This is a genomic window from Streptosporangium sp. NPDC005286 (genome assembly GCF_040607515.1).
In the GTDB taxonomy this organism is placed as follows: domain Bacteria; phylum Actinomycetota; class Actinomycetes; order Streptosporangiales; family Streptosporangiaceae; genus Streptosporangium.
On the sequence record NZ_JBEXGU010000234.1, the window covers coordinates 1 to 11,186 of the forward strand.

At 70.0% G+C, this 11,186-nt stretch carries 11 protein-coding genes; 8 read left to right on the forward strand and 3 right to left on the reverse strand.

Annotation, left to right across the window (positions count from 1 at the left end):
• Positions 1-61: 61 nt before the first annotated feature.
• Complete coding sequence (locus ABZU75_RS42405) at positions 62-1,039, reverse strand: hypothetical protein (RefSeq protein ID WP_355567801.1); 978 nt, start codon at positions 1,037-1,039, stop codon at positions 62-64.
• Between the two features lie 124 nt (positions 1,040-1,163).
• Positions 1,164-2,054 carry a hypothetical protein gene (locus tag ABZU75_RS42410; protein ID WP_355567804.1) on the reverse strand — a complete coding sequence of 297 codons (891 nt, stop codon included), beginning with the start codon at positions 2,052-2,054 and terminating at the stop codon, positions 1,164-1,166.
• A gap of 234 nt (positions 2,055-2,288) precedes the next feature.
• Here ABZU75_RS42410 and ABZU75_RS42415 point away from each other — a divergent pair, with 234 nt between their 5' ends.
• The 4 genes from ABZU75_RS42415 (at position 2,289) to ABZU75_RS42430 (ending at position 7,061) form a co-directional block, all read left to right on the forward strand.
• Positions 2,289-2,696, forward strand: coding sequence for a cobalamin B12-binding domain-containing protein (locus ABZU75_RS42415; protein WP_350956138.1), 408 nt, complete (start codon positions 2,289-2,291; stop codon positions 2,694-2,696).
• A gap of 286 nt (positions 2,697-2,982) precedes the next feature.
• Positions 2,983-4,164: an ADP-forming succinate--CoA ligase subunit beta gene (gene sucC, locus ABZU75_RS42420; RefSeq protein WP_355567808.1), complete on the forward strand. Its 1,182-nt coding sequence runs from the start codon at positions 2,983-2,985 to the stop codon at positions 4,162-4,164.
• Positions 4,164-5,039: a succinate--CoA ligase subunit alpha gene (gene sucD / locus ABZU75_RS42425; RefSeq protein ID WP_350911591.1), complete on the forward strand. Its 876-nt coding sequence runs from the start codon at positions 4,164-4,166 to the stop codon at positions 5,037-5,039. The genes sucC and sucD overlap by 1 nt, the downstream gene beginning before the upstream one ends.
• Before the next feature lie 360 nt (positions 5,040-5,399).
• A complete protein-coding gene (locus tag ABZU75_RS42430) occupies positions 5,400-7,061 on the forward strand; it encodes a DUF6350 family protein (protein WP_355567812.1) in 1,662 nt (553 codons plus the stop codon).
• Between the two features lie 61 nt (positions 7,062-7,122).
• Here ABZU75_RS42430 and ABZU75_RS42435 read toward each other — a convergent pair whose 3' ends face one another.
• Positions 7,123-7,533, reverse strand: coding sequence for a hypothetical protein (locus ABZU75_RS42435; protein WP_355567815.1), 411 nt, complete (start codon positions 7,531-7,533; stop codon positions 7,123-7,125).
• Between the two features lie 79 nt (positions 7,534-7,612).
• Here ABZU75_RS42435 and purN point away from each other — a divergent pair, with 79 nt between their 5' ends.
• From purN to ABZU75_RS42455, 4 genes are all read left to right on the forward strand, one after another.
• Positions 7,613-8,233, forward strand: coding sequence for a phosphoribosylglycinamide formyltransferase (gene purN, locus ABZU75_RS42440; RefSeq protein ID WP_355567818.1), 621 nt, complete (start codon positions 7,613-7,615; stop codon positions 8,231-8,233).
• 45 nt (positions 8,234-8,278) lie between these two features.
• Positions 8,279-9,823 carry a bifunctional phosphoribosylaminoimidazolecarboxamide formyltransferase/IMP cyclohydrolase gene (gene purH, locus ABZU75_RS42445; protein ID WP_350911599.1) on the forward strand — a complete coding sequence of 515 codons (1,545 nt, stop codon included), beginning with the start codon at positions 8,279-8,281 and terminating at the stop codon, positions 9,821-9,823.
• A 151-nt stretch (positions 9,824-9,974) separates the two neighbouring features.
• A complete protein-coding gene (locus tag ABZU75_RS42450; protein WP_350911601.1) occupies positions 9,975-10,157 on the forward strand; it encodes a hypothetical protein in 183 nt (60 codons plus the stop codon).
• 13 nt (positions 10,158-10,170) lie between these two features.
• A complete protein-coding gene (locus ABZU75_RS42455) occupies positions 10,171-11,031 on the forward strand; it encodes a bifunctional methylenetetrahydrofolate dehydrogenase/methenyltetrahydrofolate cyclohydrolase (protein ID WP_355567822.1) in 861 nt (286 codons plus the stop codon).
• Positions 11,032-11,186 lie beyond the last annotated feature (155 nt).

The window sequence follows — 11,186 nt, forward strand, 5'->3', positions numbered from 1 at the left end:
CCGGCAGGTGCAACCTGCCGGGCACGGCCGTCCGGTGCCGGGTGTGATCAGCGCGGAAGAATCACTTGACGGTCAGCAGCGGGATGGGCGTGTCGGCTTCGAAGCCCGCCTGCAGTTCCTTCACCGTGGCGACCTGGTCGGCCGGCGGGGCGTCGATCGTGACCTTCGAACCCCAGTCGGTGTAGCGGGTGTCGACGGTCCAGGTCGGCCCACTCGAGAACTGCGTGTACGAGGTCGCCAGTCTCGCGGGGAGCCGGTCGGTGTTCAGGAACAGCTTCCAGTTGATCGTGGTCTTGGCCTGTTCGCCGGAGAGCTTCCCACCATCGTGTGACGCGCGGAACCACGGCGAGACCTTCTGCAGCTCACCGAAAGTGATCTTCCCGGCGTAGGCGGTCGGCTTCTTGACCGTGGCGTGCGCGAGGAGGGTCTTGAGGGTCGCGGGCTCGGCGACGTTGATGAGCTGGCCCATCGAGCCGGTCACGCCGAGCGTGTCCCCCGGGTACCCGAGCCAGGGCTTGTCCTGCGGCAGAAACTGGCCAAAGGCCCCGCCTGAGAGGTACGCCTTTTTCTTGACCCGGACGACTCGTTCGGGCTCGGCCAGTCCGGCGAGCAGCTTGCTGAACTTCTTCTGCTCCTCGGTTTCCTCGGTGCCGCCTTCTCCGACGCCGAATTCGAAGGCACCCTCATCGAAACGCAGCTGGGTGGTGTGGTCCGACGCGCTGATCCCGGAGGTGCTGAACTGCAATTCACCCTTACGGTGGCCGGCAATCGTGTTCTTGGAGCTGCCCTGCGTCTTCAGGATGTCGACGTAGGTGACGCCATGGCCGTTTTTGAGCTGACCCTTCAGCGCGGTGATCGGATCGGCGGCCTGTGCGTGCGCGGCCGATGCCAGCGCCGGAGCGCCGAGTACGGCCGTTGCGGCGCACGCCAGTCCGGCGATGTATCGCTTCAAAGGAAAATCCTCCTGACTGACCCCTCCGCCCCGTCGGGGAGGGGATGACACACTCTCGCTGTGCAAGATCACGAAAGGGTAGCGCATTTGGAGGATTGCCTTGAATTAAACGTGCATATTTCGTGCAGAGACGTCTCCCCGGGCGTCGGAAGGCGGTGCGGATATTTGGTTTCCGGTCAATCATGGACCGTCGGATTTGTTTTTTCGCGATTCAGCCGATCGGCAGGACCGCCGGCTCGGGGAAGTCGGCGCCGACCCGGCCGGCGTCGGCGGTGTCCTCGGGAGGCGGCGGAACGAGGGTGACGGACGAGCCCCAGCCGGTGTAGCGGGTGTCCACCACCGTGGTCGTGTACTTGCCGGGACTGCCGCCGAGCGGCTGCCGCCAGGTGGTGCTCAGCCTGCGGACCAGGTTCGAGCGGTCCAGCCAGAGCCTGAAGCCGACCGGGATCCTGGCGCTCCTGCCCTTGGGCGGCCCGGCCAGCCTGTCGCGGAGCGAGGGGGAGGCCTTGTAGAGCGTGCGCAGCGTCACGGTGCCCTGCAGGAACGTGCCCGAGCGCAGCTTCCTGCGCACGGCGGTGTGGGACAGCAGGGTGCCCAGGGTGGCGGGCTCGAAGATGTCAACGATCTGCGGCAGGGCGGCGGTCTGCTTGATGTTCGCCGGGCCGATCAGCCCGAGCCAGGTCTTCCCCTCGGGCAGCCAGGTCTCGTAGCCGGGCCCGGAGAGGTATGCCTCGTTCGGGAAACAGATCACCCGGGTCGAGCCGAGCTGCCGGCCGAGCTGCCGCTCCAGCTCCTTCACGGCCCCTCTGCCCAGCTCGGTCCGTCCCACCGTGTCCGTGCCGTACACCCCGGTCTCGTCGAACTCCACTCGGCCCTTGCGCCAGATGGTGACCACCGCCTTGCCGCCCCGATAGACGCGCCCGACGTCGGAGATCCGCAGCCCCGTGTGCTCGCCGAACTGCTGCCTCAGCCTCGTCACCGGAGACGGCGGCGGTGCCACCCCCGCGACCCCGGCACCCGCCGTTCCCGCCGCCTCCGCCGCCGACATGGCCAGCACCGAACCGGCCAGTACGACCGCGAGCAGAGTGACCCACCGTCTCATCGGATTCCTCCCCAGGAGTCAAGATCCGCCAAGCTAGCCAACCCCCGGCCCGCGGGCTATGGCGCGCACCAACAACTCGCGTCCATGGATTGCGCGAGTTTGAGCCGTACGGCACGCGAAGGCTCCGCGAGACCGCGACGGCGGATTCGAGGGGCCGAGAATCGCGGCGGCGGGAAGGCTCCGGCGAGATGAGGCCGGTTACGCTGCGAGGAGAGCGCGGAGGAGGAGGTCTGGATGGACGCCGTGCCGAGGATCCGCGTCGTCATCGCCAAGCCGGGGCTGGACGGCCATGACAGGGGGGTGAAGATCGTGGCCAGGGCGCTGCGGGACGCCGGGATGGAGGTCGTCTACACGGGCCTGCACCAGACCCCGGAGCAGGTGGTGCGCACCGCGATCCAGGAGGACGCCGCGGCGATCGGGCTGTCCATCCTGTCCGGCGCGCACATGACGCTCTTCGCCAGGGTGCTGGAGCTGCTGAGGGAGAACGACGCGAGTGACATCGTGGTGTTCGGCGGCGGGATCATCCCCGAGGCCGACATGCCCGCGCTCCAGGAGATGGGCGTCGCGCGGATCTTCACCCCGGGCGCCACCACCCAGGAGATCGTCGACTGGGTACGGAGCGCGATCCCCTCGCCCGTCTGACGAGTTCCGGCGAGTTCCGACGAGGTTCGGGGCGCCCGCGACCCCTCTCGCCGGCGGGTCTTTCCGCGGACGGCCATGCCACACCGGTCTGGCGGCAGGTGCCGGACGACGTCCGGTCATGGCGACGCGAACAACATTCGGGATGCGCGATCTGGGACCCGGTTACCTGGCCATGCCATGAGGCGGGCTACGCTTCATTGGCGCAAAACCGCCGCGCTCCCCCTTCGATCGTGGAGCCGGCCCACTCAGATCTATACACCAGCCGGACAAGCAAGGACGGACCCTCGTGGACCTGTTCGAACATCAGGCGAAGGAGCTCTTCGCGGAGTACGGCATCCCGGTGCCGCGCGGTATCGTCGCGCACACCGTGGAGGAGGCACGGGCGGCAGCCGAGCAGCTGACCGGCCGTGTTGTCGTCAAGGCCCAGGTCAAGACCGGTGGCCGCGGCAAGGCCGGTGGCGTGAAGGTGGCTGACGACGCCGCCGACGCCGCAAGCAAGGCCACCGACATCCTCGGCATGGACATCAAGGGCCACACGGTCCACAAGGTCCTGGTCGAGGAGGCCAGCGCGATCGCGGAGGAGTACTACTTCTCCTTCCTGCTCGACCGCGCGAACCGCACGTTCCTCGCCATCTGCTCCGCCGCGGGCGGCATGGAGATCGAAGAGGTCGCGCACACCAACCCCGAGAAGGTGGCGCAGGTTCCGATCTCCCCCCTGGACGGCGTCGACCGGGCCAGGGCCCGCGAGATCGCCCAGGCCGGCGGCCTGCCGGAGGCGTCGCTCGACGGCGCCGCCGACCTCATCGAGAAGCTCTGGTGCGCCTTCGTCGACGAGGACGCCTCGCTCGTCGAGGTCAACCCGATGATCCTGTCCGCGGACGGTCAGGTCAAGGCCCTCGACGGCAAGGTCACCCTCGACGACAACGCGTCCTTCCGCCAGGCGGACCACGAGGCCCTTGAGGACAAGGCCGCCGAGGACCCGCTGGAGGCCGCGGCCAAGGCCAAGGACCTCAACTACGTCAAGCTCGACGGCTCCGTCGGCATCATCGGCAACGGTGCGGGTCTGGTCATGTCGACCCTGGACGTCGTCGCCTACGCCGGCGAGGCCTTCCCCGGCCAGCCCAAGCCCGCCAACTTCCTCGACATCGGCGGCGGCGCCTCGGCCGAGGTGATGGCGGCCGGCCTGGAGATCATCATCTCCGACCCCGCGGTGAAGTCGATCTTCGTCAACGTCTTCGGCGGCATCACCGCCTGTGACGCGGTCGCCAACGGCATCGTCTCGGCCTTCCAGCTGCTGGAGTCCCGCGGCGAGGCCGTGAGCCGCCCGCTGGTCGTCCGGCTGGACGGCAACAACGCCGAACTCGGGCGGCAGATTCTCTCCGACGCCAAGCTTTCCGGCGTCGAACTGGTGGACACCATGGACGATGCGGCCAAGCGCGCCGCCGAGCTCGCCGCGGTAGGTGCGTAATGGCCATCTGGCTGACCGAGAACAGCAAGATCATCGTCCAGGGCATGACCGGCGGTGAGGGCACCAAGCACACCCGCCGCATGCTCGCCTCCGGTGCCCGCGTCGTCGGCGGTGTCAACGCCCGCAAGGCGGGCACCGTCCACGAGGGCCTGCCCGTCTTCGGCACCGTCGCCGAGGCCATGAAGGAGACCGGCGCCGACGTGTCGGTCGTCTTCGTCCCCCCGGCGTTCACCAAGGACGCCGTCAAGGAGGCCATCGACGCCGAGATCCCGCTCTGCGTGGTCATCACCGAGGGTGTCCCGATCCACGACACCACCGAGTTCTGGGCCTACGCGATCGCCAAGGGCGGCAAGACCCGCATCATCGGGCCGAACTGCCCCGGCATCGCCTCGCCCGGGGCCTCCAACGCGGGCATCATCCCGGCCGACATCACCAGCGCCGGCCGCATCGGCCTGGTCTCGAAGTCGGGCACGCTGACCTACCAGCTCATGTACGAGCTGCGTGACATCGGCTTCTCCACCGCGGTGGGCATCGGTGGCGACCCGGTCATCGGCACCACCCACATCGACGCGCTGCAGGCCTTCCAGGACGACCCGGGCACCGACGCGATCGTGATGATCGGCGAGATCGGCGGCGACGCCGAGGAGCGCGCGGCCGCCTACATCGAGCAGCACGTCACCAAGCCGGTCGTCGCCTACGTGGCGGGCTTCACCGCCCCCGAGGGCAAGACCATGGGCCACGCGGGCGCGATCGTGTCCGGTTCGGCCGGCACCGCCCAGGCCAAGAAGGACGCTTTGGAGAAGGTCGGCGTCCGCGTCGGCAAGACCCCGAGCGAGACCGCCCGCCTGATGCGCGAGGTCATCGAGTCCCTCTGACGGGGGTCCGGGACGCGAGTCCCGGGTGAGCGAACGCGGCACGGTGCCGCGCGAGCCGGCGGCGCCCTCGCCGCCGGCACCGCGCGCGGGTTCCGCCGCACCGAGTACGACCGAGGGCGCCCGGCATCCCGCCGGGCGCCCTTCGCCGTCCCGGATGTCACCGATGTCCGGTCGGCTGTCCCGTATCGGTGACATCCGGGATGGCACGGGCGGGATGGCACGGGGAAGACCGCGCGCGGCGCGCGGGGTGTCCCGGACCGGCTTCGCCGGAATACCACAGGCCGCTTCTGTCACGCCGTCCGCGACACGCGGGGCGCGGAAGTCTCTTCCGCACCGAAGATCCTGAGACCATCGACTACTGTGACGGCCCTCTTCGATCAGCTCCGGACGGCTCCCCGTAACGTCCTTAGCCGTATCCCCCTGCCCGGCCTCACGGGTGACGACGACGACGTCCGCCGGCCGCTTCCCGTCTCCGGGATGCTCGCGGCCGCCTGGACGCTCGGCGTGGGCCTGGCGGTGCTCACCACGCTCACCCTGGTCGGCTGGATCGCCGCACCGCGCGGCGCGCTCGGTTCCGGTCTGCCCGCGGTGTTCCGTACCGCCTCGCAGCTCTGGCTGGCCGCGCACCACGCGGGCTTCGCGATCCCCGGCGGCTCGGTGGGCCTGCTCCCGCTCGGACTGACGGTCCTGCCCGCCTTCCTGCTGTACCGCGCCGGGATGTGGATGGCCAGGGACGCGGACCTGCGGCTCCGGCTGCCCGCCCGGCTGCCCAAGAACACTCCCAAGGAGGTGTCCAACGCCCGCCGCAGGGCACAGCTGATCCTGATCGCCCAGGCGGGCATCTCACTGGCGGCGCCGTACGCGCTGCTGGCCGGGATCATCGCGCTGGTCGCCAGGAACGAGATCACCCAGCCCTTCCTCGGTGAAGTGCTGGTCAGCCATCTGGTGCTGGCCTTCATCGCGGGCTCCGTGGCCGTCGCCAGGACGATCGGGCCCTGGCGATCGATGCTGCGCCTGCTGCCCGAGCGGCTGCGCTCGGTGGTGGTCGGCACGTCCGCCGCACTGATGATCATGCTCGTGGCGGGCGCCGTCATGGTGCTCGGGGCCGTCGCGGTCAACTTCGGGCAGGTCGGGGAGCTGTCCGGGATCCTTTCCCCGGGGTTCGTCGGCGGGCTGCTGCTCCTGCTGATCCAGGGGCTCTACCTGCTCAACGCCGTCATCTGGGGCATGGCCTACATCGCGGGACCCGGTTTCGCGGTCGGCACCGGCACGCTGGTCGCGCCGACGGGCGTGCAACTGGGCACGGTGCCGAGCCTGCCGATCCTGGGCGCGCTGCCGGAGGCGGGCCCGACCCCCGCCTGGGTGATGGTCGTGATCGCGGTGCCTTTCCTGGCCGGCGCGGTGGCGGGCGTCCTGGTCGTCCGGATCTCGCCCTCCCCCTCGTACGAGGGAGCACCGCTGTGGGGGTTCGCCTGCGGGCTGGCGACCGGGGCGGTGGCGGGTCTGCTGGCGGCGCTCTCCGGTGGCTCGCTCGGTGGCGCCAGGCTGTCCGCGGTGGGACCGGCGGGGTGGGAGGTGATGCTCTCGGTGACGCTGGAGGTGGGTGTCGCGGCGGGGATCGCCGCCGGGCTGGCCAACTGGTGGCTGATCTTCCGGGGGCACAACGCGGCGGTCACCAAGGCGGCGGCCAGGGTCGGCACGGCCACCGCGCCGGTCCGCAAGGCCGGAGTCAAGATCGCCAAGGCCGCCGGCTCGGTGGCCAGCAAGGTCGGCTTCGCCGAGTCGGAGGAGCTCCGCAAGCTCCCCGGTCACTGGCTGGACGCCACGGAGTGCGACACCCAGCCGATCCCGGTCATCAGGGACGACTGGGAGGACGAGCACGCCTCGGCCGCCGCGGAGAGCTCGCCGAAGGCCCACCGCCCCGAGCCGCCGCGCCCGCCCCGGCGCGACATCGTCGACGAGACCGACGACAAGGGCGGCCATGTGATCTACGTCGACCCCTACGCCTGGGACCGCGACTGAGCGCTGTCGCGGATCACCTGCCCGGCCGTCTCGTCCCAGGCGTGTCGATCAGGCGACCCGCTCAGGGAGGGAAGGGGAACTGCAGCTGGCCGGGCTGGACGAAGGGCATCTTCTTCTCCATGGCCCGCTCAAGCCGCTCCACGCAATCGTTCTGCGCCGAGATGGTGCCCGCTCCCTTACCGCACTCGGTATAGGCGGCCAGCTCGTCGCTGAAGTAGAACTGCATCGCGGTCACCCCGGCCGACACCAGCAGCGCCCCAGCGGAGAGCACGATGCCCGCCACGGCGGTGCCGATGGGTTTAGGGACGGAACGCAGCGCGGGGATCGCGCGGATTGAGGTGACAAGGGCGAAAATCGCCATGACGAGTCCCGCGAGGGGGAGCACCAACGTCATCACCACCGCGGTGACCGCGAGCCATAGGGCCCTTCGACCGGCGCTCTCGGTGGACCGTACCTGGACCGGCAGTGTCACCTGACCTCCTTGCATCGTTCGTGCGGACAGGCCGATACCCTTGCAGCGGCGTGAGTCCCCGTCCGAATGGAGTGCGTCGGTGTCATCCCAGGCCGTTCGGCTTGTGGTCCTCGTGTCCGGTTCTGGAACCAACCTACAGGCCCTTCTGGACGCTGTGGCAGACGAGACCTACGGCGCCAGAGTGGTGGCCGTGGGTGCCGATCGCGGCGGTGTCGAGGGGCTGGCACGCGCGCAGCGTGCGGGGGTGCCGACCTTCGTGGAGAGGATGGCCGACCACCCCACCCGCGAGGACTGGGATCGGGCGCTCGCCGCCCGTATCGCGGCGTACCGGCCGGACCTCGTGGTCTGCGCGGGGTTCATGAAGATTCTCGGCAAGCCGACGCTGGAGGCCTTCCCGGTCCTCAACACCCATCCCGCGCTGCTGCCCTCCTTCCCGGGCGCGCACGGTGTGCGCGACGCGCTCTCGTACGGCGTGCGCGTCACCGGCTGCACCGTGATGCTCGCCGACGCGGGTGTCGACACCGGGCCGATCATCGCCCAGGAGGCCGTGCCCGTGCTGGACGACGACGACGAGGCGGCACTGCACGAGCGCATCAAGTCCGTCGAGCGTCATCTGCTCGTCGACACCGTCGGCCGGATGGCCCGCGAGGGCTGGACCGTCATCGGCAGGACTGTTCGATTCGGACGACCCGGCGGATGAGCCGGGCGCCCCGGAGAAACCGGAACCAACCAGGAGGAGCACGAAGTGACCCGCATCGCCATCCGGCGCGCGTTGATCGCGGTGTATGACAAGAGCGGGCTGGAGGAGTTGGCCCGTGGGCTCGACGCCGCGGGTGTGGAGATCGTCTCCACCGGGGGCACCGCCGCGAAGATCACCTCTTTCGGCGTCCCCGTCACTCCTGTCGAGTCGCTGACCGGCTTCCCCGAGTGCCTCGACGGCCGGGTCAAGACGCTGCACCCGCGCGTGCACGCCGGCCTGCTGGCCGACGGTGGCAACCCCTCCCACGTCAAGCAGCTCGAAGAGCTGGAGATCGAGCCGTTCGAGCTGGTGGTGGTCAACCTCTACCCGTTCCAGGAGACCGTGGCCTCCGGCGCCTCCGGCGCCGAGTGCGTGGAGCAGATCGACATCGGCGGTCCCGCGATGATCCGGGCCGGGGCCAAGAACCACGGCACCGCCGCGGTCGTGGTCGACCCGGCCTCCTACGGTGACGTGCTCGCCGCGGTCGCCGCGGGCGGCTTCACCCTCACCGAGCGCCGCCGTCTGGCCGCCGCCGCGTACGCGCACACCGCCTCCTACGACACCGCGGTGGCCACCTGGTTCGCGGATGTCTACGCGGCCGAGGAGGGCGTGTGGCCGGGCTACCTGGGCGCGGCCTGGGAGCTCAAGTCGCCGCTGCGCTACGGCGAGAACCCGCACCAGGGCGCGGCCCTGTACTCCAGCGGGAAAGCCGGCCTGGCGGACGCCGAGCAGCTGCACGGCAAGGAGATGTCCTACAACAACTACCTGGACGCCGACGCCGCCTGGCGGGCGGCGTGGGACTTCGACGGGCCCGCCGTGGCGATCATCAAGCACCAGAACCCGTGCGGCATCGCGGTCGGCGCCGACGTCGCCGAGGCGCACCGCAAGGCACACGCCTGCGACCCCGTCTCCGCGTACGGCGGCGTGATCGCGGTCAACGCGGAGGTGACCGAGGAACTGGCCCGCCAGATCGCCGAGGTGTTCACCGAGGTCGTGGTGGCTCCCTCCTACACGGCCGAGGCGCTGGCGCAGCTCACCGGTAAGAAGAACATCCGGCTGCTGGCCTGCCCGCGGGGGCCGTCCAACCCGCTGGAGTTCCGCCGGATCGACGGCGGCCTGCTGGTGCAGAACGCCGACCGGGTCGACGCCCCGGGCGACGACCCGTCCACCTGGGAACTGAAGGCGGGGCCCGCCGCCTCCGCCGAGGTCCTCGCGGATCTGGCCTTCGCCTGGAGGGCGTGCCGCTCGGTGAAGTCCAACGCGATCCTGCTGGCCGCGGACGGCGCGAGCGTGGGCGTCGGCATGGGCCAGGTCAACCGGGTCGACTCGGCGCGGCTCGCGGTCTCCAGGGCGGGCGAGCGCGTCCAGGGGGCCGCGGCGGCCTCCGACGCGTTCTTCCCCTTCGCCGACGGCCTGCAGATCCTCATCGACGCGGGAGTGAAGGCGGTCGTGGAGCCGGGTGGCTCGATCAGGGACGAGGAGGTCATCGCCGCGGCCGAGGCGGCGGGAGTGACCCTCTACTTCACCGGCACCCGTCACTTCTTCCACTGACCTCCTCTCCCGGGTACGGCTGCCGCACAGGTGTGGCAGCCGTACCCGGGAGATAGGAGAGTGGCGAATTAGACAGGATTACTTGGGTGAAAAAGGTTTGACCTGCGATTAGTCTGAAGCGTCCCTTTCGTTCCTGTCGCGGAGACCCCTCATGCCACTGCTCGACCACGCCCTGTACTCCTTTGTGATCATGCAGGATTTCTGGGGTAGCCCATGGATGATGATCATCATCGCGCTCGGTGCGGCCTACCTCGGCGGGCGGGTCGTGGAGTGGATCCCCTTCACCCGCAGGATCATCGAGCGGAGGGAAGCGGAGCGCGATCCGTCCTCGTGAGAGGGTTGGCGGTATGAGTGCGCGGATTCTCGACGGCAAGGCCACAGCGGCAAAGATCAAGGCAGACCTCACGACGCGGGTGACCGCGCTGAAGGAGCAGGGCATCGTCCCCGGGCTCGGTACGGTTCTGGTGGGAGAGGACCCGGGCAGCCAGATCTACGTGGCGGGCAAGCACCGCGACTGCGCGGAGGTCGGCATCTCCTCCCTCCGCAGGGACCTGCCGGAGAACGCCACCCAGGCCGAGGTCGAGGCGGTCGTCGACGAGCTCAACGCCTCCGAGGAGTGCACCGGCTACATCGTCCAGCTCCCGCTGCCCCGTCACCTCGACACGCAGGCGCTGATCGAGCGGATGGACCCGGCGAAGGACGCCGACGGCCTCCACCCGGCCAACCTGGGCCGTCTGGTCCACATGGTCGACGCGCCGCTGCCCTGCACGCCGTACGGCATCGTCGTGCTCCTGCAGGAGTACGGGGTGCCGCTCAAGGGGGCGGAGGTCGTCGTGGTCGGCCGCGGTATCACCGTGGGCCGCTCGCTCGGCCTGCTGCTGACCCGCCGCTCGGAGAACGCCACGGTCACCCTCTGCCACACCGGCACCCAGGACCTCGCGGCCCACACCAGGCGCGCCGACATCGTCGTCGCCGCGGCCGGGGTGCCGCATCTGATCACCGCGGACATGGTGAAGCCGGGCGCCGCCGTGCTGGACGTCGGCGTCTCCCGGGTCGACGGGAAGATCGCCGGTGACATCGCCCCCGGCGTCGAGGAGGTCGCGGGCTTCCTCACCCCCAACCCCGGCGGTGTGGGCCCGATGACCCGGGCCATGCTGCTCACCAACGTGGTCGAGGCCGCGGAGATGCGCGCCCGCGAGCGGGGCTGACCCCGCGGGCAGGCAGGATCCCGCGTACGGGCCGGTCTCATCGGGCCGGTCTCACGAGGCCGGCTTCGCGGGACAGACCTCATCGAAGAAGTCCCACCGGACAGGCCTCGCCGAGCAGGCCGATATCCCCGGGTGACCGGTCCCAGGACGGGACC